The following is a 24337-nucleotide window of genomic DNA, read 5'->3' as shown; positions in this document are numbered from 1 at the left end:
GTTATTCCCGAGCCCGCAACACTCGCGCGGGTTTGGTCGAGAGCGGTCGGAATGCGAAAAGCATCCCGGCGATCACTGTGGCAAAGACCCCACCCATCACGATGGCAAGCGCATTTGGCAGGTCAAAGACGAAACTCTCTTCCATGATGTAGTGGGTGACGGCCCAACCGGCGACGCCTCCTGCGGCCACCGCCACGACACCCGCCGCAGCCCCCAACACGGCCGAGCGGATTGCGAAGTTCAGCAAGATGCCAGCACGTGTCGCGCCAAGGGTTTTCAAAATAGCTGCCTCGTAAGTGCGTGCCCGTTCACCTGCGGCGGCGGCCCCCATCAGCACAACAAACCCAGTGACCAAAGTTGCCAATGCACCATAGGTGATCGCCGCCGCCACTTGTCCCATCAGCCCGGTGATCTGGGTGATTGCATCGCGAACTGAGATTAGCGTGATGTTTGGATGGGCATTGCCAAGATCGCGCAAGATCGCGGCTTCGCCTTCCTTCTCGGAGTAAATCGTCGCGATATAGCTATGCGGTGCCCCTGCCAGTGCGGAGGGGTTCATGGTCAGCACAAACCCCATACCTGCTTGGCTAAAGTCGACTTCACGCAGTGAAGTAATATCGCCCGTGATATCCCGACCGAGAATGTTGATGGTCAGCTTATCCCCGATGCCAATCCCCATCTCGCGTGCTTCTTCTGCAGCGAAACTAATTTGCGGCGGGCCTTGATAATCCTCAGGCCACCATTCCCCGTCGACCACGGTGGTGCGCGTGGGTTGCGCCGAATAAGTCAGGCCCCGGTCACCCTGAACAACCCAATGCCCTCCTGCCACCTCGCGTGCGGGGCGATCGTTGATCTTGGTGATGATGCCGCGCAGCATGGGGGCCGTATCGATACGGCTGACGAAGGGGTCGCTTTCTAAACGATCTTTCACGGCATCAATCTGATCAGGCTGAATATCCACCACGAAGAAACTTGGCGCCACATCGGGAAGGTCGCGCGAAATCGAACCGCGTAAATTGTTGTCGATCTGCCCCACCGCAGCCAGCACCGCCAACCCAAGGCCAAGTGACAGAACAACCGCCCCGGCTTCGCCCCCGGGGCCACCAACCGCGGTGAATGCCATGCGCATTGTGGGAACACGACGCAGGAGTTTGCGGTGCCCCAGCCAGCGCGCCGCGAACCGTACAGCAATGCCGGTCAGGACCAGCGTGGCAAAGGCGCCACCCAATCCAATGAAGCTCCACATCGCGAGCGCTTCCATGCCCGAGAGTTTCGCTGCAACCCAAACCAAAAGGGCCAGAATGCCGACGCATAAGCCAATGAACAGCGGGCGTGGAAGCCGATTTGACCCCAATGCCGCATCGCGAAACAGATCAGCGGCCTTCACCTCTTCTGTTCTGGCAAGAGGCCACAACGTGAACAGCAAAGCGGCCAAAACGCCGTAGAGCGTGGCTTCCGCCAAGGGGCCGGGATACAGTGTTAGCTCGGCTGAAATCGGAAGCGATTGCGCAATCATGGGCACCATCACAACAGGGATCAAAGCACCAAGAGCAACACCCAGCGCCAATCCCACCAGCGTTAGAATGCCGATCTGCAGAAAGTAAGTCAGGAAGATCACGCGCCGCTCTGCCCCCAAAGCGCGCAGGATCGCGATCGTTCCGGTTTTCTCATCAAGATAAGATCGGATGGCCGCCGAAATCCCGACGCCGCCAACAGCAAGTCCTGCCAGCCCAACCAAGACCAAGAAAGCCCCCAATCGATCGATCAAACGCCGCATTCCCGGTGCCCCGTTGCGGGCATCTTGCCAACGTGCTCCGTTCGCTTCCAGTTTCGGCATAAGCTCCGCAAAGGCTTGATCGATACCACCTGTGGTCAAACGCATGCGATAATGGCTGTCAAACAGTGTACCTTCGGACAGAAGGCTGGAGCCTTCAAGCGCCGAGCGTCGCAGGATAGACCGCGGACCCAGCCCAAAACCTGCTGTGGCATTGTCTGGCTCGCTGACCAGTTCGGCCATCAGAACAAAAGGCACCTCACCCACTGTCAGGGTGTCTCCAATCTGCAAACCAAGACGATCAATCAATAGATCATCAAGCACAATGCCCGGCTGCCCGTTTGAACCATCCAGCGCCGTGGCCAATGGCATTGGTGGGTCTAGCTCCGCGCGACCATAAAGCGGATAGGCATCATCCACCGCCTTCACCTGCGTCAATGCACGCTCGTCCCCAACCACAATCATCGACCGGAAATCTGCGATTGCAGATAGCACCTCGGCAGTGTCGGTTAAAAGCTCCAGTTCGCTGTCTTCAGCGAAGCGATATGTGAACGAGACCGACGCATCGCCCCCCAGCAAAACCGCCCCTTGGCTGGACAATCCAGCGCGCAAAGCCTCGCGCACTGATCCGACAGCAGCAATCGCAGCGACCCCAAGGATTAAACACGCAAGGAAGATGCGAAATCCTTTGATACCGCCGCGCAATTCCCGACGGGTCAGTCGCCATGCCATCGCAACGCTATGGGTCATGCAAGCTGCCCATCTTGAATATGGACGATGCGGTCGCAGCGCTCGGCAAGTTCCGGGGCGTGGGTCACAAGGATCAATGTCGATCCGTGCCGATCCCGAAGACCAAAGAGCAGATCCATGATCGCAGCCCCCGTGGTGCCATCCAGGTTGCCGGTGGGTTCATCTGCCAGAAGAATTTCAGGACGCGGCGCAGCGGCCCGCGCTAAGGCAACGCGTTGTTGCTCCCCCCCAGACATCTGACTGGGGTAGTGATGAAGGCGATGCGCCAAACCAACGGCTTCCAGCTCCTGCGTGGCCAGCTCAAATGCGTCGGAATTTCCGGCGAGTTCCAAGGGCGTTGCCACGTTTTCCAACGCAGTCATGGTCGGGATCAGGTGGAAGGACTGGAACACAACCCCCATATGATCGCGGCGGAACCGGGCCAGCTGGTCTTCGTTCATGGACCCAAGATCTTCACCCAAAGCCTTAACCGAACCGCCAGTCGCCCGATCCAACCCACCCATCAACATCAAAAGCGATGACTTGCCCGAACCAGAAGGTCCTGTTAGCCCCAATGTCTCACCCGCGGTCACATTTAGGTCAATGCCCTTGAGGATCTCGGTCCGGCCTGCATTATTGCCGAGCGTCAGGCGCACATCGCGCAGTGAAAGAACCGGGGTCGTCATAAGCGGACCTTCTTTAGGAGAATAGCATGGTATCGAGTGCATATGGGGTTTTGCTGCGCGGTCTCAAGGGGTTAGTTCTATCCGTTTTCATGATGGGTACCGCTCAGGCCGAAACTACGACAATTTTGGCCTTAGGGGACAGCCTGACCGCAGGATACGGACTTCCGTTGGGGGACGGTTTTGTACCGCAACTTCAAGCTGCGCTAACCAAACAAGGGTTGGATGTTCAGGTGATCAATGCGGGCGTGTCTGGTGACACCTCGGCCGGTGGTGCTGCGCGACTTGGATGGATCCTGACAGATGAGGTAGATTTTGCTCTGGTCGCTTTGGGCGGTAATGACATGCTGCGCGGCATCTCTCCTGATGAAACGCGGCGCAACCTTTCTGCGATCCTGACCGAACTTGAGGCAAAGGGCATTCGCACCCTGTTGATTGGCGTTCTGGCATCCTCAAACTTCGGCGATGGATACCGTACAGATTTTGAAAATGTATATCAGGATCTAGCTCAAGAATTCAGCGTGGATCTGTTTCCGAATTTCCTAGAGGGAATTACCGCAGCCGGATCGTTTGCAGATGCTCGACGCCTTTATCTTCAAGCGGATGGGCTGCACCCCAACAAGCAGGGAGTCGCGAGAATAGTGGACAAAATGGCCCCTTCCGTGGTATCCTTAATGCCGTAAATCTCAGATCCCGCAATGAGTGGTTGAACGTGTCATCGAGTAGTCTCTGACGGTTGGCCAAGATTAACAAAACCTATCCCTTGAGACACCTATGCGGGGTTTTCTGACTGTGCCAATCTGACGACCCGTTGTAGCAGCTTGGGCCTAGGCCCGATGCGAAGGTGCGGAGCGCCATTTTGAAGATAATGATCGCCTCAGACGATCCTGCGCTACAGCGCAAGGCTCTTACGGCTGCAGACATATGTGGCATGCCAGCCCCAGCTGGGTTTGACACTATGCAAAAAGCTTTGGCCGCGCTTGAGAACCCTCCGGAATACAACTGCGTCATCATCGACTTCCGCCTAGCGGACCTTGGCGGTCTGAAAACGGTCGAGAAGCTTTGCCGCCGCAAAAAGAAATTGGCGGTTGTGCTGCTTTTACCCAAACAAGACGTGGACCTCGCTCGTCATGCGCTGCGAACTGGTATCTGTGCCGGAGCGCCAGTCGAGCTTTCCGACAAAGCGCTCGCTAGCATTTTGACCCTGATTGACGAAGACCTTGGGATGATGGTCTATCCTAAACAAGCCAAGCCAGATCTAAAACAAGATACAACCGGGCTTTCGCGCCGCGAACTTCAAATTCTGACCTCTTTGTGCGAGGGGCAGCAAAACAAAGAGATCGCACATATGTTTGGCATTCAGGAAGTCACGGTGAAGATGCATATGCGCGCCATCATCAATAAACTGGGTGCAAAGAACCGCACGCACGCCGCCATGATTGCATTGCGCAACGACTTGGTTTGACCCGGCTCAACCCTCAGGCGGTTCGTCGTCCCACCGATCACTGAGAATGCGCTGACCATCCCCGTCTGGATCGTCGTATTGTTCCGTCTTTAAAGTCCAGAAGAACGCAGCCAGACCCAGCCCGCCCAAAAGCAGAGATATAGGGATCAGGTATACAAGGACGTTCATCAGCCTAGCCTTTCTTCAAACGCAGCGCGTTCAATGACACTGTCACTGATGAGGTCGACATGGCAAGGGCTGCAGCCAAAGGCGTGGCGAATCCCATCAAGGCAATCGGGATAGCGATGGCATTATAGCCGGCAGCAATCGCAAAGTTTTCTTTGATACGGCGGGTGGCCGATTTTGACATATCGATTGCACCAGCCAGCGGCTCCATTGATTTGCCCAGAAGCACGATGTCCGACACCACGCGAGCGGCCTCGAGCGCGGACGCGGGCGAGATCGAGACATGCGCCGCAGCCAAGGCAGCGGTGTCATTCAGACCGTCGCCAACCATCAGAACCTTGCGACCAGATTTGCCTAGACGAGCCACGAACTCGGCCTTGTCTTCTGGCAGAGTGTCAGCCTTCCAGTCTTCGACACCCACGCGGCCAGCAATATCAGCCACAGCGGCTGGCACATCACCTGAAATCAGCGTGACGCCCATTCCCTTGGCCTTCAGGGCGGTGACAGCTTCTTCAACCCCTGGACGCAGCGCGTCAGTGAACGTGAAGGCCACTGGCTTGGCACCCGAAATCGACAGATATGTGGCCGTCTGCCCAACAGCGTTTGCCCCCAGCCACTCGGCACGGCCTAGGCGGACGGTTTTTCCGTTCCACTGCCCTTCGATGCCCTTACCCGGCACTTCGGTGACTTGCGCCACTTCGGCTGGCTGTATCCCAGCGGTACGGGCGGCTTGGGTTAGGGACTGCGCCAGCGGGTGGCTGGAGCCTTCGGCCAGCGCCAGAGCGATTTCAAGATCGCGCGGTTTATGACGGCTCTGCGCATCCAGCGCGGGTTTGCCTTCTGTCAGAGTGCCGGTTTTATCGAACACGACATGATCAACCTCGGCCAGACGCTCCATTGCCGTGGCTGATTTCAACAACATGCCCTGTTTAAACAAGCGACCCGACGCCGCTGTGGTCACGGCCGGAACAGCAAGGCCCAGCGCACAAGGACAGGTAATAATCAGAGTGGCCACCGCGATATTCATCGACATGCGCCAGTCGCCGGAATACCAGAACCAAAACAAGAAGGCCGCGAAGGACAGCAGATGCACGACCGGCGCATAGACAGCAGCGGCTTTGTCAGCCAGCGACGTGTAACGATTGCGCGCGGTTTCGGCGATGGCAACCAGATCCGCCATCCGGTGCAGCGAGCTGTCACGCCCGGCGGCGGTCACGCGCACTGTCAGGGGGCCGGTCAGGTTGACTTCACCCGCCGAGACAATGCTGTCGGGTGACGCGGCCACAGGTAGGCTTTCACCGGTCAGAAGAGAGCGGTCCAGCTCGCTTTCGCCGCCAGTCACGATGCCGTCTACAGGCACACGGGATCCGGGAACGACGCGCACGATCTGCCCCGGCTCCAACTCGGATACGGGAACCTGTTCATCGGCTTGGCCATCAATGACGCGCAGAGCTCGCGGGACTTCCAACGCGGCCAGCTCCTCAGCGGCAGACCGGGCAACAGCGCGGGTGCGGTAGTCCAGGTAACGGCCCGCCAGAAGGAAGAAAGTTAGCGACAGGGCCGCGTCAAAATACGCATGCTCACCTGAGTTCATCGTCTCGTAAATCGACATGCCCAGCGCCAGAAGGATAGCGAGTGAAATCGGCACATCCATGTTCAGGCGGCGCACTTTCAAGGCCGACCAAGCCGACCGGAAGAACACTTGGCTTGAAAACCCAACTGTCGGTATGGCAATGCCCGCACTGATCCAGTGGAACAGATCCCGCGTTGCGTCTGTGGCACCGGACCAGACCGCAACACTCAGCAGCATCACGTTCATCATGGCAAAGCCAGATACGCCCAAACGCATCAAAAGATCTTTGCCGTGTTTATCAGTGGCAGTCGCGGTCAACTGCCCCGGATCAAGCTCGTATGCTTCAAACCCAACTCCGGTCAGATAGTCAGCCAAGTCCTGGGCTTCGACATTTGGATCCACATCCACAACAGCACGTTTCAAGGTCAGGTTCACGCGCGCCGCGCGCACACCGTCCTGCTTAGCCAAACCACGCTCAACACCCGCGATACAGGCCGCACAATAGATCTGGGGCAGCGACAGCATGATCCGCTTCGCTTCCATGCCATTGCCGCGATAGCCCTTGCCCGCTTGCTCTTCCGCAAGAGGGGCAGCGTCACACGCCGGACAGGCAGAGATCGGAGCAGCCATAATGTGTTCCTTGTTCGCGCGTTAGGTGAAGGCCTAATTGGCCTTCAGATAGATCGGGATGCGTTGTTGGAATGTGGTGCCATCTTCCGCCACCGCATTCATGCGCAGGTTCCAATTGCCTTCCCCCAGCTTGCCGACTTGGGCGACATAGGCACCTGTCGAGCTTTGGCTGAAGTCTGGCTCTTGGTCTTCATTCACATGGGTCGCCCGCCCCAAAAGGCCGTAAAGCGACGAGACAGCAACGGGATCGCCGTTCGCATCTTTGATGTCCAGAAACAGCGTCTCGCCCTCGATCCGGGCTGAGACGTCCCAAGCCAGCGCCTCTTGCGCTGCGCGTTGGGCGTCAAATTTCTGGCTGGCGACATATGAGTTCTTGGTCTCGAGCCCAGGGAAGGTTCCCACGGCCGAATAAGCCATGAAAATATTCACACCGATAATGATCGAAAACGCCGTGACCACGATGGCCAAAACATGTTTGCCCGTCAGTTCGAACTCTTTCTTCTGAGACTGATCAACCATACTTAACGCCCTCTTCCATTGAAGATCGTATCAAGGTGGGCACGATCCCCGGTGACGCCATCCACAACCCACAGACGCAAATCCGTACGGTCCAGTTTGGCAGGTTCCGAACCCGGAGGCGCAATTACGTAGACACGTTGTTTGGCCTCAGTGTCAGGCGGAGCTACTAGCACAAGTTTGTCGCTGCCTTCCAGTTCTACCGTCAGCGGGCTGCCATCGGTCAGCGTGAAGTAATAGGGCCATTCTTCGCCGTGCCGGTTGCGCACACCCACGTCATAGGTGTTGCGGATTGAGCCATCGGCCAGCGTCACATAAGTTGGGTTACGTACGGGGCGAATTGTGACGTCCACCTTGGGACGGGCGAACAAGGCCACGGTCAGAGCCACCCCGACAAGCGCCCAAAGCGAAGTATACAGAATGGTGCGCGGACGCATCAGGTGCTTCATCACAGGGATTTTTGTGTTCCCGGCACGTTCATATGCTTCGTCTTTCAGCGCCAGATAATCGATCAGGCCGCGTTCTTTTCCGACCTTGTCCATCATCTCGTCGCAGGCATCGATACACAGTGCACAGGTGATGCATTCCAGCTGTTGACCGTCTCGAATGTCGATCCCCATCGGGCAGACGTTCACACATGCATTACAGTCAATGCAATCGCCCAGATCATCGCGGTTCTTGCCTTTGCCGCGCGGCTCTCCGCGCCACTCACGATAGGCAATTGTGATGGTGTCTTCATCCATCATCGCGGCCTGAATACGGGGCCACGGACAGGCATAAATACAGATCTGTTCCCGTGCGATACCGCCGAAGAAGAACGTCGTCAGCGCCAAAACCAAGATCGTTGAATAAGCCAAGGGGTGCGCTTGACCGGTTACCAAATCCATCAAAAGCGTCGGAGCATCGGCAAAATAGAACACCCATGCACCACCAGTGGCGACTGCGATCAGCATCCACGCCGTGAATTTGATGATACGTTTGCGGATCTTCTCGGCATCCCATTTCTGTCGATGCAGACGGATCCGTGCGTTCCGGTCGCCTTCAATCCAGCGTTCCACAAGGATCATCAGGTCGGTCCACACGGTCTGCGGACAGGCATATCCGCACCATACCCGGCCTGCAGCCGACGTGAAAAGGAACAACCCAAGCCCTGCCATGATGAGCAGACCCGCAATGAAGTAGAATTCATGCGGCCAAATCTCGATCCAGAAAAAGAAGAAACGACGGCTTGCCATATCCACCAAGATCGCCTGATCCGGCAAATTTGGCCCGCGATCCCAGCGGATCCAAGGGGCGAGATAGTAGATCCCAAGCGTAATCCCCATAATCCACCATTTAAGGCTACGGAATGTGCCCTTTACCCGTTTGGGGAAAATTGGCTCGCGCGGGGCGTATAGCTGTTCGGGGGCGTCAGTCATGACTGTTTCTCGGATCCTGTGTTTCGCTAGGTTATTCAAGTAAGAATAATTCCAGATCATAGCCTTGATGTGGATCAAAAGACATTTTGGCAGATCTGCATTGCTTGAGTATCTAAACCCTTGTGCAACGACGAGTTTGCACAGTGTCGCAGTGCCAACTGGTCGCAGGTGGCGTTATAGCGCACCTTTCACCAGAACCAGTGAGTCGCACTGGCCATCAGGTCTCAACAAAAAACCCGGGCGCAACGCACCCGGGTTTCTAATTTGTCGGCACCGACCTCGGAGAAACGCGCGAACAGGATCAGAGGTCGGTGCCTTTGACCGGGGAGTGAGGCCCCGGATCTTGGGCTGCCCCAGCGCGGATGCGCGTGGGCAAAGTTCTTTGGCCAGAGCCGGTGGCTTATTCGCCGCCGCCCAGCTGGTGGATATAGGCCGACACAGCATTGATTTGGCTGTCAGTCAGCTTGCCTTTCCAGGCCGGCATGACGCCATAGGGGCCTTCTGACACGATCGAGGTGATTGTGTCTTTGTCCTCGCCGAACAGCCAGATGGCGTCGGTCAGGTTCGGCGCGCCTTGCGCACGGTCGCCCGTTCCGTCTTCCATGTGGCAGGACGAGCAATTGTCTTCGAAAACAACTGCGCCAGCCTTGACCAATGTCATGTCAGCCGCATCCTTGGTCACCGGCGACAGTGACATGGCATAGGCCACAACCTGTGCGATTTCTTCATCGCTTAGATAGTCGTCACCGAATGCGGGCATTTCCGAATACCGCGTGTCTTCGTCATCTTCAGACCGAATGCCGTGGGCGATCGTCATCTGGATGTCTTCCAGCGAACCGCCCCAAAGCCAGTCATTGTCCAAGAGATTGGGGTAGCCAACGTTGCCAGCTGCACCCGAACCGTGACACTGCGAACACCAAGTCGCGAAGGTCGCACGACCCGACTGAATGGCGTAGTTGTGCAGGTCAGACCCTTGGGTCAGCGCGGTCAGATCAGCGGACGCCAACTGCGCCTCAAGTTCGCTGTTCATGCCTTTGAAGCGGTCAATTTCTTCCGCAACTTCGGCACGGGTCGAGAAACCAAGGTAGCCAGCGGTGGCCCCTTTGATCAGCGGCCATGCGGGATAGGCGATGGTGTACCAAACACCCCAGATAATGGTCAGGTAGAACACCCAGACCCACCAACGAGGCAGCGGATTGTTAAACTCCTGAATGCCGTCCCATTCGTGGCCCGTCGTTTCAGGCTCTTTCTTTTCAACAGGTTTTTTACTCATTGCCGCAACTCCTTTTGAGCTGAGCGCCCGAGGACATCAGTCCCGGTCACCGGCAGGTTTGTCTTCATGGCGGAAGGGGATGTTCGCAATGTCCTTGTGGACCTTGTTCGATCCCGGGCGGAACGCAAACAGTGCTGCCCCTACGAAAAAGGCGAACATTGCAATCAGGAACCAGCTGTCTGCGAAGGCTCGCATAATGCCATAGGTGTCCATCATCCCTACTCCTTACCGGCTTGCGTCAGGTGTGAAGGTCGAGAAGTCGACCAGAGTACCCAACATCTGCATATAGGCGACCAAAGCATCCATCTCGGACACACCCGGCTTGCCATCGAAGTTGCGTGCTTGCGCCTTCGGATAACGTGCCAGAAGCGCATCGACGTCCGAATTGTCGCCATCGGGATCAGCTTGGCTAAGCCAGTCTGCTTCCGCATTTGCGATCTGCTCGTCGGTGTAAGGTACACCTACGATCCGGTTCGTCTTCATCACATCCTGGATGTATTTCGGCTCGATCAACTTATCCAAAAGGAAAGCGTATTTCGGCATCACCGATTCCGGCACAACCGACTGCGGATCCACCAAGTGGTCCACATGCCATTCGTCCGAGTAGCGGCCACCGACGCGGGCAAGGTCCGGACCTGTCCGCTTGGAGCCCCACTGGAACGGGTGGTCGTACTGGCTTTCAGCCGCAAGGCTGTAGTGGCCGTAACGCTCAACTTCGTCGCGCATCGGGCGGATCATCTGCGAGTGACAGACATAGCAGCCCTCGCGGATATAGATGTTCCGACCCTCAAGCTCGAGCGGCGAGTAGGGGCGCACACCTTCCACATCCTCGATCGTGTTTTCGAGGTAGAAGAGCGGTGCGATCTCTACGATGCCACCCACGGTGACAACCAAAAGGCTACCGACCAGAAGAAGCGTTGCGTTCTTTTCAAGAACGACGTGTTTGTCGAGAATTCCCATCAGTCATTCCCTCCTTATTCTGCCGGTGCCGCAGTTGCGTCGCCTGCTGCTTCAGCAGCCGGTGCACGCTTCACGGTCATCCAGAGGTTGTAGCACATGATCACTGCACCGCCGAGGAACAGAACCCCACCCAGGCCGCGAACCACATACATCGGGAACTTGGCAGCAACGGTGTCAGCGAACGAGTTCACAAGGAAACCTTGCGCATCGACTTCACGCCACATCAGGCCTTCCATAATACCGGTTACCCACATCGAAGCGGCGTAGAGCACGATACCGATGGTGGCGAGCCAGAAGTGCCAGCTTACCAGTTTCTGGCTGTACAGGCCTGCGCGGTTCCACAGTTTGGGGACCAGGAAGTACAGCATCCCGAAGGTGATCATACCGTTCCAGCCAAGAGCACCAGAGTGTACGTGGCCAATGGTCCAGTCAGTGTAGTGCGACAGCGAGTTTACGGCGCGGATCGACATCATCGGTCCCTCAAAAGTCGACATGCCGTAGAAGCCGATGGACACAACCATCATACGGATAACCGGGTCGGTGCGCAGTTTGTCCCACGCGCCAGACAGGGTCATCAGACCGTTGATCATACCACCCCAGCTGGGCATCCACAGTACGATCGAGAACACCATGCCAAGGGTCGATGCCCAATCCGGCAGAGCGGTGTAGTGAAGGTGGTGCGGACCAGCCCAGATGTACAGGAAGATCAGAGCCCAGAAGTGGATGATCGACAGCTTGTACGAGAAGACCGGGCGTTCAGCCTGCTTCGGTACGAAGTAGTACATCATGCCCAGGAAACCAGCGGTCAGGAAGAAGCCAACTGCGTTGTGGCCATACCACCACTGCGTCATCGCGTCTTGCACACCGGCGAAAAGCTGAACTGATTTCGAACCGAAGATCGAGACCGGAATGCTCAGGTTGTTCACAACGTGCAACATCGCGATGGTGACGATGAAGGACAGGTAAAACCAGTTAGCCACATAGATGTGCGGCTCTTTCCGCTTCATCAGAGTGCCCATGAACACCAGAAGGTAAGCAACCCAGACAATTGTCAGCCACAGGTCAGTGTACCATTCGGGTTCAGCGTATTCTTTCGACTGTGTTGCACCCAGCAAATAGCCGGTCGCAGCCAGCAGGATTACAATCTGATATCCCCAGAAAACGAACCAAGCCAGATTGCCGCCCCAAAGGCGCGCTCCTGATGTGCGCTGCACAACATAAAACGAGCTGGAGATCAGAGCCGTACCACCAAATGCAAAAATCACTGCAGAGGTGTGCAGTGGGCGCAGGCGGCCAAAGTTCAGATAGCCATCAGCCCAGGCAAAGTTCAGGTCCGGAAAGGCCAGCTGGAACGCAATAAACGTCCCGACCAAGAAGCCCACCACGCCCCAGAAGGCGGTCAAGGCGACGCCCACGCGAACAGGCCCATCCATATATCCGGTTTCAACGACCTTTTCGTCCCCCACGCCGCGAAGCGTGTAAACGAACAGGCCTGCCGCGATCAAAACCACCAAAACTGCGTGTACTTGGTAGGCTACGTCGCGGGCATAGCTTGCGGCGATTGCGGCCAGCACTGCAAGCAGGCCGTAGATCGCCAATTTGAGGTAATCCCACATTTTGCGTCCCTTCGTCATTGTCATATGCCCACTCGACCCAAAATAGACTCGGGGCATCTTTCGACTTGTGTCGGTTTGGACTTAACCCCCACGCTTCGCTTTGATCCATGTCAAAACTTGCCGCACCCGGGCAGAATTCATCAATTGACCCATGTCAAAGCGTCGCAGGCAAAGCCTTGGCACCCTCAGATAACACCGTCTGGAGGCCTGATATGAACTACAAGACCATTATGACGATCATCTCGGAAAACGCACCCTACCGTCCTGCACTGGACACAGCGCGCTGTTTATCCGAGCGATTTGACGCCCATCTTGAAGCAGTTTGCTTGGGCATCGACCCTTCTCAGCAAGGGTTTTACTATGCTGGAGCATCCGCAATGATGATTCAGGACAATCTGGCGCAAGTCCGCGAAAACACCGAAGCCCTTGAGGCTGAAGTCAGGCAAATTCTCGCGTCAAACGTCCTTCCGTGGTCATCAACCGCTGTGGCGACGCAATCTGTCACTCTGAACCACGTTGTCGCGCATCGTAGCAGATTCGCTGATCTGGTCGTCTTACCGCGACCCTATGGCGAAGGGCGCGGCCACGAATCCGAGGCCGTCATCGAAAGCGCAATGTTCGATGGTGGCGTTCCTGTGTTGGTATTGCCGGATGAGGTTTCCCTCGAGCAATGCCCATCGAACGTGGTCATCGCATGGAATGAAAGCTCTGAGTCGTTGCGCGCAATCCGTGCAGCCATGCCATTTCTGCAAGCTGCTGATACGGTTTCCATTGCGATCATTGATCCACCAGAACACGGACCGGAGCGATCCGACCCCGGGGGTGCTCTCAGCCAGATGTTGGCGCGTCACGGCGTTCGGGCCGAGGTATCAGTCCTTGCAAAAACCATGCCTCGCGTGGCGGATATCCTGAACCGACATGCAAGCGATAAGAACGCTGATCTGATTGTCATGGGCGCCTATGGTCATTCGCGATTCCGCGAATCCATTTTGGGCGGAGCCACCCGGCATATGCTTGAAATTGCTGCGGTTCCTGTCCTTATGGCGCACTAAGCCATACGACGCATTCGGCGTTAAAAGATTGGACCGCCATCCAAATCATCCCCGGTCTCAGACACGAGTCTTTGCAGATCGGGGATGTGTACCTGGCGCTTACCCTGCAGCTGAATAACACCTGACTTCTTCAAGGCCGATATCTGACGGCTTACCGTTTCCAGCGTCAGTCCCAAATAGTCCGCCATGGCTTCACGGGTCAAAGGAAGATCAAACGCCATTCCATCCGCGGGCAAACGTTTGTAAAGCGCTGCATCCCGGCGCGCGATGATCAAAAGAAGGCTGGCAATCTTCTCACGCGCAGTTTTGCGGCCCAGTACAAGCATCCATTCCCGCGCACTGTCCAGTTCGTCCAATGTCATCTGTAACAAACGCGTGCCGATTGACGGAGTGGACCCCATCAGATCTTCGAACGGTTTTTTGCGGAAACAGCACAGGGTCAGATCCGTGACGGCCACCACATCAAACGGGGCGATTTCCCGACCCGGACGACCGATAAAGTCGGAAGGCAAAAGCAACCCAACCATCTGTGTCCGGCCGTCTTCCATGGTTTGGCTCAGCGTGGCGATGCCTGTCACCACACTAGCAACGAATTCCATCGGATCGCCGGCCCAAATGACTGGCTGACCCGCTTCGTAGGTGCGGTAATACTTAATTTCATCCAGATGCTCCAACTCATCCGGCTCACACCGTGAACAGACGGCCCGATGGCGAATCGGACACGTTCCGCAATCTCTGGAGTTGAAACTTGAATGGTTCATGGCTTCCTAAACAAGATAAGTATCCTGCTTTGATCCTGATCAAAGTATGTTGCGCATTTGGTGTTACAGCGTATTCGAATGCATACACTTACGCAACTCAAACGCCTTGGTCTTTTTGACGCGCGCGTGCCCCGTTACACAAGTTATCCGACCGCGCCACATTTCAAGGCTGGTTTCGGATCCGAGACACTTGCAAACTGGATCAGTGCGATCCCAGCAGGCAACAAGGTTTCGCTTTACGTCCACATTCCGTTCTGCCGACGCTTATGCTGGTTTTGTGCCTGCCGGACACAAGGCACATCAACTGCCGAGCCTGTAGCTGCGTATGTCGAAAGCTTGAAACAAGAGCTTGCAACCATCAAAGCCCTTTTGGCCCAGGGGATCGAGATCGAACATCTGCACTGGGGTGGCGGCACGCCGACGCTATTGCAACCCGAGATGATCACCGATCTGACCAAGGCTATTTTGGACACAATGCCTCTTGCCGATGGCGCACAATTTTCAGTCGAGATCGACCCCTCTGAAGTTGACGGGGTCCGTTTGGATGCGTTGGCAAAGGCGGGGATGAACCGGGCGTCAATTGGCGTGCAGGATTTCGACCCCATGATCCAAGAGGTGATCGGACGCCCTCAAAGCTACGAAATCACAAAAGAAGCTGTTGATGGACTGCGGACCCGCGGCATCGAGAGTCTGAACATGGACATCCTTTATGGGCTTCCCCACCAGAATGCAGCGCGGATAACGGATTCTGTTGAGAAACTGATCAGCCTTGGTCCGGACCGCGTGGCACTGTTTGGATACGCACATGTGCCTTGGATGGCGCGCCGTCAGACGCTGATCCCGACCGAAGCGCTTCCGTCTGCAGAAGAACGGTTGGAGCTTTACAACACCGCTCGCGATCTGTTTGTCGCCAACGGATATGACGAGATCGGCATTGATCACTTCGCCCTTCCGTCCGACGGCTTGGCCAAGGCGCATAACGCGGGCACCATGAAACGAAACTTCCAAGGGTATACTGAAGATGTGTCCGAAGTGCTGATGGGCATTGGCGCCAGTTCGATTGCACGCTACCCGCAAGGATATGTTCAGAACGAACCCGCCACCGCGAAGTATCAAGCCGCAGCGCGTGACGGAAAACTGGCTGCCGCGAAAGGTCACGCCTTTACGGGCGATGACATCTCCCGCGGGCGCGTGATTGAAGAGCTGCTTTGCTATTTCCGCGCGGACTTTGATGCTTTGTCAGCCGAGCTTGATTTGCCAATTGAAACCTTCCACGGCTGGGTGGATGGGCTTGAAAACGTCCTGCCGGGCACAACCAAGCTGGATGGTAATACATTGTCCATTGAAGATCATGCACGGCCCTTGGCGCGGATGATTGCAAGGCATTTCGATGCGTATGAAGTGAACGAAAGCGGTCACAGTCAGGCAGTCTGATCAATCAAGCTCGATTTGGTTTTTGGTCGCCCTGAGCTGCCTACGCGACGCTTCAGTTCTTTTTGCGATAGCCCGCTTCGACAGCGATGCGATCAAGCACCTGTGCCAAAGTTAACCCATGCTCAAACGCGCCTTCGCGTAGGAAGTTTTCGACCTGTGCGATCACCAGCGGGTTCACCATCATGAACGTATGGGTCACAGGCAAAGTGATATGGTCATCCATGCCTTTAATGCGCGTGCTCTCGACCGAGACTTTCCCGTCATCAGCCCCTTCGATGATCGCTGAATAGATGGGGTTCAGCGATCGGTTTCCTGCAATCACACCAAGCTCAAACCGTGGAAATCCAACCTGATTGGGAACCGAGTCTTTATCGGTGCCCAATTGCAATCCGGCAGGTCCGTTAAGCCATTCGAACGGTTCAAGCCCTGCGAACTCATCCACCAATTCCGACCCCTGATTAGGAGGCGCCAGCATCACAACGCGACCCATTTTGGCGGGACGGTTTGTTTCAAGCCACACGCGCGCCAAAATGCCTCCCATCGAGTGGGTAACAAAATGAATCTTGTCGTCTCCACAGGCCTGGATCGCAGGCGGAATAGCCTCATTCACCAGAACTGAGATTTCGGCAGAGGTTGAAGGATAGCCAAGGTTCACAACTTGATAGCCTTCTGCTTCAAGCGTCTCTTCCATCACCCAAAGCGAAGATGGAGATCGTGCAAGGCCATGCAGCATCACCACGCAGTCTGCACGGGCAGGCAACATGCTGCTAAGCAAAGCAAGAATTGAGAAGCCGAATATCAATCTCATGCGGTTTAGATAGTCACAACAACGCGGAGTTTCGAGTGACATGACGCCACGCCCCAGTGACTGGCAATTCTTAGCGCACGTGGAAACTTCAGGAGCAGTAACAACAAACGCCCCCTGCTTTTGGCAGAGGGCGTTGTGTTCTTTTTGATTGGCTTACCGGATCTCGGTATGGAACCCCGGTGCAAACCACCGGATGATCAAGGCACCTGCTCCAGCAATCGCAACAGCCAATACAGCCAACCATCCGATCACAGGGATCATTGCCATAATTGTGATTGCAACGGCTCCTATCAGTGCTGCAATCGCACGCTCGCCCAGCGTTTCAGGAAGCGGCCGGCTCATCACACCCAGCACTCCGACACCAAGGATATAGGTGCCGATCACGTAGCCCGCGATGCCCAAGAGCAGCGCCAGGATTATCGAAGCCGGGATAAGCAAAATGCCGTATCCGGTCAGGGCAAACAGAAACAGCGAACCCGCCACAGCCGAGATAGACAGGAACCCCATCCACAGCGCGCGCATCGGTGTCTCAAGCGTCCGCTCGCGCAGGTTCATCAGGAACGCTGGCGCCATCGCAGCAATCAAGGTTGCCAAAGCCGTCAGGATCAAGATCGAACTGACCTTACCTCCAAACCACGACGCCCAGCCGCCAGATTCTGGCTGAACTGTAGCGCCCCCTTCTGGGTCCGCTGTTGGGTCAAAATCATCCGCATCATGACGTTCAATCCGCTCGGGCGGAGCGACATGCGCCGGAATAACGATATCGTCTGCGTCTTCAGCGTAGATGTAAAGCGTGCCTTCAATGCGCGCGTTTTCACCAAAGCTCACGGATTTGGTCGAGATGCTCGCATCACCGGCAATCGCTTCTGTCAGCAAGATATGCTCAGCCGCAATCAAAGCGCTTTCCCCAATGGGGGCCGTGATTTCGGCGCGTTGCGCTGCAATACGCAGATCGCCTGAAACAGGAGCCGTGACCAGCACCGTATCCCCCAACATCTGCGCATCACCACCAACTGGCGCGGATACGCTGACATTCATACCTGCCGCATAAAGGCTTTGCCCAACCGGACCAGAGATCGACACCGACCGCCCGCCAGCATGTGCGCTGCCTTCAACCGGCGCGGAAATGACGACGGTGTTGCCCGCAACGAAAGCGTCATCCACCGCGTTGCCAGACAAAGTTACATTGTCCCCGGCGATATAAGCGTCATCGGCGAAGCGGTATTCCTCTTGCGCGTGCGCTGGCAGCGTTAGAAGAGAGGCTAATATTAGAAATATGGATCGAAGCATGGCTGTCCCCCGCCATTGAATTAATGTTACTACCCTTAACATAAGAGCTGTCGATCTAATTGTAAGGGAGATAATCAAGATTTCTATGCGCAATGCACTTTGAGGTTGTTTGCGGCGGATATTGGAGAGCGCGAGCTGCGATGGTCATCAAGTTTTTACATTGACGCTCTAACTGGAGTCGCAACGCCTGAACGCAACAAAGGCCCCCAGATGGAGGCCTTTGCACTACCAGACTTGGTAGAATTTTCTCTGCAGTAGGCTTTCGGTGATTTCTCGGGTGAGAATTCACCTGACGCAGCCGAATTCCTGACGGAATTCAGTTTACATCATGCCGCCCATGCCGCCCATGCCGCCCATGTCGGGCATGCCGCCAGCAGCTGCGCCTTCTTTAGCCGGCTTGTCAGCAACCATGGCTTCCGTGGTGATCAGAAGGCCTGCAACCGAAGCTGCATCTTCCAGAGCGGTACGGGCCACTTTGGCTGGGTCAATCACGCCGAACGAGAACATATCGCCATATTCTTCGGTCTGAGCGTTGAAACCGAACGACGTGTCGTCGCTCTCGCGGACTTTGCCCGCAACAACCGCACCGTCTACACCAGCGTTCTCAGCGATCTGACGCAGAGGCGCTTCGATGGCTTTCTGTACGATGACAATACCAGCGTTCTGGTCAGAGTTTGCACCTTCCAAACCTTCCAGCGCTTTGCCAGCCTGAACCAGAGCAACACCACCACCAACGATAACGCCTTCTTGCACAGCAGCGCGGGTCGCGTTCAGAGCATCGTCCACACGGTCTTTACGCTCTTTCACTTCAACTTCGGTCATGCCGCCAACACGGATCACAGCAACACCGCCTGCCAGTTTGGCAACACGCTCTTGCAGCTTCTCACGGTCGTAATCCGAGGTGGTTTCTTCAGCTTGGGCGCGAATCTGAGTAACGCGTGCTTCGATTTCGGCTTTCTCGCCAGCACCGTCGACGATGGTGGTTTCGTCTTTGGTGATTTCGATTTTCTTAGCCGAACCCAGCATGTCCATGGTGACCGATTCAAGCTTCATGCCCAGATCTTCCGAGATCACTTGACCGCCGGTCAGGATCGCGATGTCTTGCAGCATGGCTTTACGACGATCGCCGAAACCCGGAGCCTTAACAGCAGCGATTTTCAGGCCGCCGCGCAGTTTGTTAACAACCAGAGTCGCCAGCGCTTCGCCTTCAACATCTTCTGCGATGATCAGAAGCGGTTTTTGCGACTGGATCACTTGCTCCAACAGCGGAACCATCGGCTGCAGCGACGAAAGTTTCTTCTCGTGCAGCAGAACCAGACAGTCGTCCAGATCAGCTATCATCTTGTCAGGGTTGGTCACGAAGTAAGGCGACAGGTAGCCGCGGTCGAACTGCATGCCTTCAACTACAGTGGTCTCGGTTTCCAGACCCTTGTTTTCTTCAACAGTGATAACACCTTCGTTGCCAACTTTTTGCATCGCGTCTGCGATCTGTTGGCCGATTTCAGCTTCGCCGTTGGCCGAGATGGTACCAACCTGCGCAACTTCGTCGCTGTCCGCAACGGGACGCGCCGAGGCTTTGATGCCTTCAACAACCTTGGCAGTTGCCAGGTCGATGCCGCGCTTCAGGTCCATCGGGTTCAGGCCAGCTGCGACCTGCTTCAGACCTTCGCGAACAATCGCTTGGGCCAGAACAGTAGCAGTGGTGGTGCCGTCGCCAGCTTCGTCATTGGTGCGCGAAGCCACTTCTTTGACCATCTGCGCGCCCATGTTTTCGAACTTGTCTTCCAGCTCGATCTCTTTGGCAACCGATACACCGTCTTTGGTGATGCGGGGTGCGCCGAACGACTTGTCCAGAACCACGTTGCGGCCTTTCGGGCCCAAGGTCACTTTGACAGCGTCAGCAAGGATATTAACGCCACGCAGCATTGCATTGCGGGCATCGGTGTCGAACTTTACGTCCTTAGCAGCCATTTAGCTTACTCCAGTAAAATCGTGTAATTCAGTCAGACGATCAGGCAAGAATGCCCATGATGTCGGATTCTTTCATGATCAGCAGCTCTTCACCGTCGATGGTGATTTCAGTGCCCGACCATTTGCCGAAAAGGATCTTGTCGCCTTCTTTGACGTCCATAGCGATACGATCGCCATCGTCGTCCTTAGCGCCAGCGCCTACGGCCACAACCAGACCTTCTGCGGGTTTTTCCTTGGCACTGTCCGGAATGATCAGACCGCCAGCGGTTTTTTCGTCGCTCTCAACGCGGCGAACAAGCACGCGGTCATGTAGCGGGGTAAAAGCCATATTCTAAGCTCCCTAAGCTCAGTTAACGTTCCTTTAGCACTCACCTAATGCGAGTGCTAACGGCGCATAGTTAGGGGTGCGAAAAGGGGGAGTCAACAAAGTGGGGTGGAAATTCGTTGCCGCAATGCAGCAAACCCTTCACTCCTCAAGCAAATGTTCATACCGCTGATCGGTAAGCGTCTTCATAAACGCAACCAAAGCATCAATACGTCTATCATCCAGCGCCGGGCCTTCGGTCAGCACCATGACCGAGAGATTTTGTGGAATTTCTGGCATCGCCCAGTTCTTTCCCGTTTCCGGATTGATCTGCCGATCGGGGCTGGTGGTGTTGTACTTGTTGTAAAACAAGACAACTGTTCGAAGGTCTTCAAACACGCCGTTGTGCATATACGGCCCCGTCACCGCGACGTTGCGCAGTGTGGGCACTTTGTACCGCCCTGCGGCTTTTGGGCTGTCTACGCTTGGGTTTGCCTGCAGCCCAAGATCCGGACTTTTGACACCGTTTGCTTCGCGGACGACCAAATTCTTTGGAACACCGATGTTGTGATATTCGTAGTTTGTAAATGTCTCGTCCTGCGCAATCGGTGACGTGCGCAGCTGGTGGCACAAATTACAGTTGGTGAATTGCTGTGACGTGAACAAAACCCGGCCGAGCTCTTCCTCCGCCGTCAGCCGAACTTCCCCCCGTAAGAAGCGATCATATTTGCTGTCGAAAGGCGCGAAAAGAGACGTGCTTTCAAACGCCGCAATCGCTTGGGTCATTGCGTCATAGGCTGCGTCGTCCGAGGCCCAGATGTCGTCCCCGAATTGCGTGCTAAACGCATCCACATAATCTTGGTTTTCCTTCAGCCGAACGACAACAGACGCTTTGTCTGGCATACCCATCTCGATCGGGTTCAAGGGCGGGCCACCCGCCTGCCCTGCCAAGCCAGCAGACCGACCATCCCAGAACATGCCCCCGCGCCATGCAGCTTCGTCCAGCTGCTCAAACCCCGGTGTGAACATTGCATAGGCTGCTGTGGGGGCTGATCGATCCCCAAGGCTTTCTCCGTCATCACCCAACGACACGGCGGATCCAACTTCAGTTTCTCGTGGATCGACGAAGGCGAAATCCGGATCGTGGCAGGTTGCGCAGGACTGTGTGCGGTTCTTTGACAAATTAACATCAAAGAACAGTGCTTCGCCCAACTGCTCCAAGCTATCAAAAGCCATTGCGGGAGAGGACATAGCCAGAAGGGCAACTATCGAAATGAATGGGCGCACGTCTGATTTCCTTTTTTCGGCACTCATAGCGCGTTTTTGTGGTCACGCAATTTGATTCCGATCAAATTAGTCAGATTTATTGCATTTCCGAGAATACACCGCAAATGCAACAGTCACGTGACGTAGCTATCCACCAGCACGACCCGTTTCTGTCAGATCGTAAACACCACGCTCGACCCGCTTGAACCAGCCATAGTGATTGATCGCCATGATATTGGTCGCGCGTGTCACTCCGGTGGTCTTCGCAACTTCAGCCCCCTTACAGGGACCATGCTGCGCCAGATGATTCCTAAGCTTCTCGGCGTCCTGTCGATAGGCTGTCACAAGCTTGCCCCGGGTTCCCCCGGTATTCGGATCCCCCTCGCGTCGAGCAAATTCGGAAAGCAACCGGCGGGATTTGACCTTAGATTTTCTTGGCCGAAATGGGATCGGATCAGAGTGAACTTGCACAAACCCATCTTTTAGCCGCACAGACACTACGCCCAAGCCCAAACGCTTGCACAATCCGACATTTCCCTTGAACGCTCGCCAACCGGGTTTGCCCTTCCAACGCGGTACAGCCACATAGACCAGATCGGTAATGGATTGTCGCGCCACCGCCTGCTGCAACAGCGTCAGCGAAAACCCCGCCTTCAGCTCGACAATCACAGGCTCTTCATCATTCCGAAGCGCAACAACATCAGCCGGTCCGATCTCGGACTTCACTTCGTAGCCCAAATCTTCAAGCCACGATTTGACAGGCGCATACAGCTCGGTTTCGGCGGGTTTGCTCACTTAGTGGCTTTCCTGAACAGATTTCCCTCAGTTTCGCGTCCGGACCAGCGATCCGCAAGGGGTCGCGCCTTACCCCAAACGCATAGCGGGGTTTCTGCATCTGCACAAATGTTGGCCCTATCAGGGATGACAAGGCGCAAGCGCCTACTTATAAGGCGCGTAACCTCGATCACACAAAGACGGATGATGCTTATGACAACCCTCGTATTTGGCCACAAATCGCCTGACACCGACTCGACCGGTTCGCCCATCATTTGGGCCTGGTACCTCAACGAAGTGAAGGGCGGTAATGCCGAAGCTGTTTTGTTGGGCGAACCCAATACCGAAGCTGCTTGGATGCTCGAACGCTGGGACCTGCCCAAACCGCGCATCATCGACGATGTAGCCGACGACCAAACCTGCGTGATCGTTGACACCAACAATCCCGCCGAGCTGCCAGCCAACATCAATGGCGCCGACGTTCAGGCCATCATCGACCACCACAAACTGGTCGGCGGTCTGGAAACCAAAGGGCCCATCGACATCACAATTCGTCCGCTGGCCTGCACCGCGACCATCATGTACGACCTGATGGGTGACGATGTTGCAAAGATGCCCGATTGGGTCAAAGGCGCGGCCCTGACCTGTATCCTGTCGGACACGCTGGAATTCCGCTCGCCCACCACCACCGACCGCGACCGCGAAGTCGTGGCCGCGCTGGCCGCTGATCTGGGCATCAATGTCACCGAATACGCAGCCGAGATGTTCGCCGCCAAGTCGGATGTGTCCGAGTTCTCGGACGCCGAACTGATCCGCATGGATTCGAAAGAGTACGAAGTGTCGGGCACCAAATTCCGCGTTTCGGTTCTTGAAACCACCGCACCGGAAATCCCACTAGGCCGTAAAGCAAGCCTGATGGAAACCTTCAAAACCGTTGCAGCCGAAGACGGTGTGGATCAGGTTCTGCTCTTCGTCGTGGACATCCTGAAGGAAGAAGCCACCCTGCTGATCCCGAACGACGTGGTCAAAAGCGTAGCTGAAAAGAGCTTTGGCGCCACTGTCGAGGGCGACGCCGTTGTCCTGCCCGGCATCATGAGCCGCAAAAAACAGATCATTCCGAACTTGGCTGTGTAAGCCAGTTTGGCCAATAGAACCGAAGAAGCCCGCATGTACATGCGGGCTTTTTTTGTTGTGTGGCTCTTCACAGGAAGTTCATTCATTCGACATTCCGAATGTGATAAATGATCCTGCATACATCACTGAAAGAACTTAGATGCGTCACCCCTCAACCAATTTCCCCTTTTCCTCAAAAATGAAATCAATCGTGCTAAGCGCATTGGTCTGCGTGGCAACCGGTTTTGGCGCCAATGCCCAAATGAGCCACGGTCATGGTCATGGCGCAGATGGCACCGGACATGACGAAATGCGCATGCCGGGGTTGCGCGGCGAAAATGCAACGCCAGAGGAAAGCCAGGAATTGGCGATCCTGTTTCGCAACTTCACTACACTTGAACGGACGGTTGAAAATCTACCAAACGGCATTCGCACGGTGACACTATCAAGCGACCCCGCGGTTATGGAGGTGCTTGTCAGTCATGTCGTCGGCATGATCGATCGGGTGGAGCGTCAGGACGATCCGAAAATCATCATTCAAAGCCCGACATTGGACATCTTCTTTGACCGCGCCGAGACGATTTCAAACACCATCGAGGTGACGGACGAGGGCATTGTGGTGACCCAGACGTCAGACGATCCAGAGGTCGTTGCCGCCTTGCAGCTTCATGCGCAGGAAGTTTCAGCCATGGCGTCCCAAGGGATGCATGCGGTGCACATGATGATGATGCAACGCTCTGGGAACTGAAGCGGTACTTCGTG

Annotated in this window: 23 protein-coding genes; 6 read left to right on the top strand and 17 right to left on the bottom strand. The window is 55.8% G+C overall.

Annotated features, from left to right (window positions below; genetic code table 11):
- Nucleotide 1: 1 nt before the first annotated feature.
- Both MWU55_RS05160 and MWU55_RS05155 read right to left on the bottom strand, forming a co-directional pair.
- Nucleotides 2–2524: an FtsX-like permease family protein gene (locus MWU55_RS05160; protein WP_246934688.1), complete on the bottom strand. Its 2523-nt coding sequence runs from the start codon at nt 2522–2524 to the stop codon at nt 2–4.
- Entirely contained in the window at nt 2521–3189 is a 669-nt protein-coding gene (locus MWU55_RS05155) for an ATP-binding cassette domain-containing protein (RefSeq protein WP_246934687.1), read from the bottom strand. Before MWU55_RS05155 ends, MWU55_RS05160 begins: the two co-directional genes overlap by 4 nt.
- Nucleotides 3190–3215: 26 nt before the next feature.
- On the opposite strand from MWU55_RS05155, the gene MWU55_RS05150 reads away from it, so the two are divergent.
- Nucleotides 3216–3869, top strand: coding sequence for an arylesterase (locus tag MWU55_RS05150; protein WP_246934686.1), 654 nt, complete (start codon nt 3216–3218; stop codon nt 3867–3869).
- Nucleotides 3870–4054: 185 nt separating this feature from the next.
- Nucleotides 4055–4651, top strand: a complete 597-nt coding sequence (locus tag MWU55_RS05145; protein ID WP_246934685.1) for a response regulator transcription factor — start codon at nt 4055–4057, stop codon at nt 4649–4651.
- Between the two features lie 6 nt (nt 4652–4657).
- Here MWU55_RS05145 and ccoS read toward each other — a convergent pair whose 3' ends face one another.
- The 8 genes from ccoS to ccoN form a co-directional block, all read right to left on the bottom strand.
- Nucleotides 4658–4819: a cbb3-type cytochrome oxidase assembly protein CcoS gene (gene ccoS, locus MWU55_RS05140; protein WP_246934684.1), complete on the bottom strand. Its 162-nt coding sequence runs from the start codon at nt 4817–4819 to the stop codon at nt 4658–4660.
- A gap of 4 nt (nt 4820–4823) precedes the next feature.
- On the bottom strand, nt 4824–7019 hold the full coding sequence (locus tag MWU55_RS05135; RefSeq protein WP_246934683.1) for a heavy metal translocating P-type ATPase: 2196 nt from the start codon (nt 7017–7019) through the stop codon (nt 4824–4826).
- A gap of 33 nt (nt 7020–7052) precedes the next feature.
- A complete protein-coding gene (locus tag MWU55_RS05130) occupies nt 7053–7538 on the bottom strand; it encodes a FixH family protein (protein WP_246934682.1) in 486 nt (161 codons plus the stop codon).
- A gap of 2 nt (nt 7539–7540) precedes the next feature.
- Nucleotides 7541–8953: a cytochrome c oxidase accessory protein CcoG gene (ccoG, locus tag MWU55_RS05125; protein WP_246934681.1), complete on the bottom strand. Its 1413-nt coding sequence runs from the start codon at nt 8951–8953 to the stop codon at nt 7541–7543.
- A 400-nt stretch (nt 8954–9353) separates the two neighbouring features.
- A complete protein-coding gene (gene ccoP / locus MWU55_RS05120) occupies nt 9354–10226 on the bottom strand; it encodes a cytochrome-c oxidase, cbb3-type subunit III (protein WP_246934680.1) in 873 nt (290 codons plus the stop codon).
- A gap of 36 nt (nt 10227–10262) precedes the next feature.
- A complete protein-coding gene (locus tag MWU55_RS05115) occupies nt 10263–10439 on the bottom strand; it encodes a cbb3-type cytochrome c oxidase subunit 3 (RefSeq protein ID WP_108857374.1) in 177 nt (58 codons plus the stop codon).
- Nucleotides 10440–10451: 12 nt separating this feature from the next.
- Nucleotides 10452–11186 carry a cytochrome-c oxidase, cbb3-type subunit II gene (gene ccoO, locus MWU55_RS05110; RefSeq protein ID WP_246934679.1) on the bottom strand — a complete coding sequence of 245 codons (735 nt, stop codon included), beginning with the start codon at nt 11184–11186 and terminating at the stop codon, nt 10452–10454.
- Nucleotides 11187–11200: 14 nt separating this feature from the next.
- A complete protein-coding gene (gene ccoN, locus MWU55_RS05105) occupies nt 11201–12802 on the bottom strand; it encodes a cytochrome-c oxidase, cbb3-type subunit I (RefSeq protein WP_246934678.1) in 1602 nt (533 codons plus the stop codon).
- A 212-nt stretch (nt 12803–13014) separates the two neighbouring features.
- Here ccoN and MWU55_RS05100 point away from each other — a divergent pair, with 212 nt between their 5' ends.
- A complete protein-coding gene (locus tag MWU55_RS05100; protein ID WP_246934677.1) occupies nt 13015–13854 on the top strand; it encodes a universal stress protein in 840 nt (279 codons plus the stop codon).
- 20 nt (nt 13855–13874) lie between these two features.
- On the opposite strand, the gene MWU55_RS05095 is transcribed toward MWU55_RS05100, so the two are convergent.
- The gene (locus MWU55_RS05095; RefSeq protein WP_246934676.1) at nt 13875–14615 is read right to left on the bottom strand and encodes a transcriptional regulator FnrL; all 741 of its coding nucleotides are present in this window, start codon (nt 14613–14615) and stop codon (nt 13875–13877) included.
- A 78-nt stretch (nt 14616–14693) separates the two neighbouring features.
- Here MWU55_RS05095 and hemN point away from each other — a divergent pair, with 78 nt between their 5' ends.
- A complete protein-coding gene (hemN, locus tag MWU55_RS05090; RefSeq protein WP_246934675.1) occupies nt 14694–16049 on the top strand; it encodes an oxygen-independent coproporphyrinogen III oxidase in 1356 nt (451 codons plus the stop codon).
- A gap of 52 nt (nt 16050–16101) precedes the next feature.
- On the opposite strand, the gene MWU55_RS05085 is transcribed toward hemN, so the two are convergent.
- The 6 genes from MWU55_RS05085 to MWU55_RS05060 all read right to left on the bottom strand — a co-directional run bounded on the left by MWU55_RS05085 (nt 16102) and on the right by MWU55_RS05060 (nt 22483).
- Nucleotides 16102–16857, bottom strand: a complete 756-nt coding sequence (locus tag MWU55_RS05085; RefSeq protein WP_246934674.1) for an alpha/beta fold hydrolase — start codon at nt 16855–16857, stop codon at nt 16102–16104.
- A 153-nt stretch (nt 16858–17010) separates the two neighbouring features.
- On the bottom strand, nt 17011–18147 hold the full coding sequence (locus MWU55_RS05080) for a hypothetical protein (RefSeq protein ID WP_246934673.1): 1137 nt from the start codon (nt 18145–18147) through the stop codon (nt 17011–17013).
- A gap of 321 nt (nt 18148–18468) precedes the next feature.
- On the bottom strand, nt 18469–20118 hold the full coding sequence (gene groL / locus MWU55_RS05075) for a chaperonin GroEL (protein ID WP_246934672.1): 1650 nt from the start codon (nt 20116–20118) through the stop codon (nt 18469–18471).
- Nucleotides 20119–20158: 40 nt separating this feature from the next.
- Nucleotides 20159–20446 carry a co-chaperone GroES gene (locus MWU55_RS05070; RefSeq protein ID WP_246934671.1) on the bottom strand — a complete coding sequence of 96 codons (288 nt, stop codon included), beginning with the start codon at nt 20444–20446 and terminating at the stop codon, nt 20159–20161.
- Between the two features lie 138 nt (nt 20447–20584).
- On the bottom strand, nt 20585–21658 hold the full coding sequence (locus tag MWU55_RS05065) for a cytochrome c peroxidase (RefSeq protein WP_246934670.1): 1074 nt from the start codon (nt 21656–21658) through the stop codon (nt 20585–20587).
- A gap of 177 nt (nt 21659–21835) precedes the next feature.
- Entirely contained in the window at nt 21836–22483 is a 648-nt protein-coding gene (locus MWU55_RS05060) for a DUF2161 family putative PD-(D/E)XK-type phosphodiesterase (RefSeq protein WP_246934669.1), read from the bottom strand.
- A 192-nt stretch (nt 22484–22675) separates the two neighbouring features.
- Between MWU55_RS05060 and MWU55_RS05055 the strand changes: the two genes are divergently transcribed.
- Nucleotides 22676–23596, top strand: a complete 921-nt coding sequence (locus MWU55_RS05055) for a manganese-dependent inorganic pyrophosphatase (RefSeq protein ID WP_246934668.1) — start codon at nt 22676–22678, stop codon at nt 23594–23596.
- A gap of 178 nt (nt 23597–23774) precedes the next feature.
- Nucleotides 23775–24323, top strand: coding sequence for a hypothetical protein (locus MWU55_RS05050; RefSeq protein ID WP_246934667.1), 549 nt, complete (start codon nt 23775–23777; stop codon nt 24321–24323).
- Nucleotides 24324–24337 lie beyond the last annotated feature (14 nt).

It is taken from the genome of Aliiroseovarius sp. F20344 (genome assembly GCF_023016155.1).
In the GTDB taxonomy this organism is placed as follows: domain Bacteria; phylum Pseudomonadota; class Alphaproteobacteria; order Rhodobacterales; family Rhodobacteraceae; genus Aliiroseovarius.
Note: the sequence above shows the minus strand (reverse complement) of the source record. Positions and strands in the feature narration are given on the sequence as shown.

Excerpts from the sequence above, each read along its gene's own strand:
- ccoG (WP_246934681.1), bottom strand. The coding sequence starts at position 8,953 with ATGACTGACGCCCCCGAACAGCTATACGCCCCGCGCGAGCCAATTTTC.
- ccoN (WP_246934678.1), bottom strand. The coding sequence starts at position 12,802 with ATGTGGGATTACCTCAAATTGGCGATCTACGGCCTGCTTGCAGTGCTG.
- ccoP (WP_246934680.1), bottom strand. The coding sequence starts at position 10,226 with ATGAGTAAAAAACCTGTTGAAAAGAAAGAGCCTGAAACGACGGGCCAC.
- MWU55_RS05065 (WP_246934670.1), bottom strand. The coding sequence starts at position 21,658 with ATGGCTTTTGATAGCTTGGAGCAGTTGGGCGAAGCACTGTTCTTTGAT.
- MWU55_RS05080 (WP_246934673.1), bottom strand. The coding sequence starts at position 18,147 with ATGCTTCGATCCATATTTCTAATATTAGCCTCTCTTCTAACGCTGCCA.
- MWU55_RS05130 (WP_246934682.1), bottom strand. The coding sequence starts at position 7,538 with ATGGTTGATCAGTCTCAGAAGAAAGAGTTCGAACTGACGGGCAAACAT.
- ccoS (WP_246934684.1), bottom strand. The coding sequence starts at position 4,819 with ATGAACGTCCTTGTATACCTGATCCCTATATCTCTGCTTTTGGGCGGG.
- MWU55_RS05155 (WP_246934687.1), bottom strand. The coding sequence starts at position 3,189 with ATGACGACCCCGGTTCTTTCACTGCGCGATGTGCGCCTGACGCTCGGC.
- MWU55_RS05095 (WP_246934676.1), bottom strand. The coding sequence starts at position 14,615 with ATGAACCATTCAAGTTTCAACTCCAGAGATTGCGGAACGTGTCCGATT.
- MWU55_RS05100 (WP_246934677.1), top strand. The coding sequence starts at position 13,015 with ATGAACTACAAGACCATTATGACGATCATCTCGGAAAACGCACCCTAC.
- MWU55_RS05115 (WP_108857374.1), bottom strand. The coding sequence starts at position 10,439 with ATGGACACCTATGGCATTATGCGAGCCTTCGCAGACAGCTGGTTCCTG.
- MWU55_RS05135 (WP_246934683.1), bottom strand. The coding sequence starts at position 7,019 with ATGGCTGCTCCGATCTCTGCCTGTCCGGCGTGTGACGCTGCCCCTCTT.
- MWU55_RS05085 (WP_246934674.1), bottom strand. The coding sequence starts at position 16,857 with ATGAGATTGATATTCGGCTTCTCAATTCTTGCTTTGCTTAGCAGCATG.
- MWU55_RS05050 (WP_246934667.1), top strand. The coding sequence starts at position 23,775 with ATGAAATCAATCGTGCTAAGCGCATTGGTCTGCGTGGCAACCGGTTTT.
- MWU55_RS05145 (WP_246934685.1), top strand. The coding sequence starts at position 4,055 with ATGATCGCCTCAGACGATCCTGCGCTACAGCGCAAGGCTCTTACGGCT.
- hemN (WP_246934675.1), top strand. The coding sequence starts at position 14,694 with ATGCATACACTTACGCAACTCAAACGCCTTGGTCTTTTTGACGCGCGC.
- MWU55_RS05150 (WP_246934686.1), top strand. The coding sequence starts at position 3,216 with ATGGTATCGAGTGCATATGGGGTTTTGCTGCGCGGTCTCAAGGGGTTA.
- MWU55_RS05160 (WP_246934688.1), bottom strand. The coding sequence starts at position 2,524 with ATGACCCATAGCGTTGCGATGGCATGGCGACTGACCCGTCGGGAATTG.
- ccoO (WP_246934679.1), bottom strand. The coding sequence starts at position 11,186 with ATGGGAATTCTCGACAAACACGTCGTTCTTGAAAAGAACGCAACGCTT.
- MWU55_RS05070 (WP_246934671.1), bottom strand. The coding sequence starts at position 20,446 with ATGGCTTTTACCCCGCTACATGACCGCGTGCTTGTTCGCCGCGTTGAG.
- MWU55_RS05055 (WP_246934668.1), top strand. The coding sequence starts at position 22,676 with ATGACAACCCTCGTATTTGGCCACAAATCGCCTGACACCGACTCGACC.
- groL (WP_246934672.1), bottom strand. The coding sequence starts at position 20,118 with ATGGCTGCTAAGGACGTAAAGTTCGACACCGATGCCCGCAATGCAATG.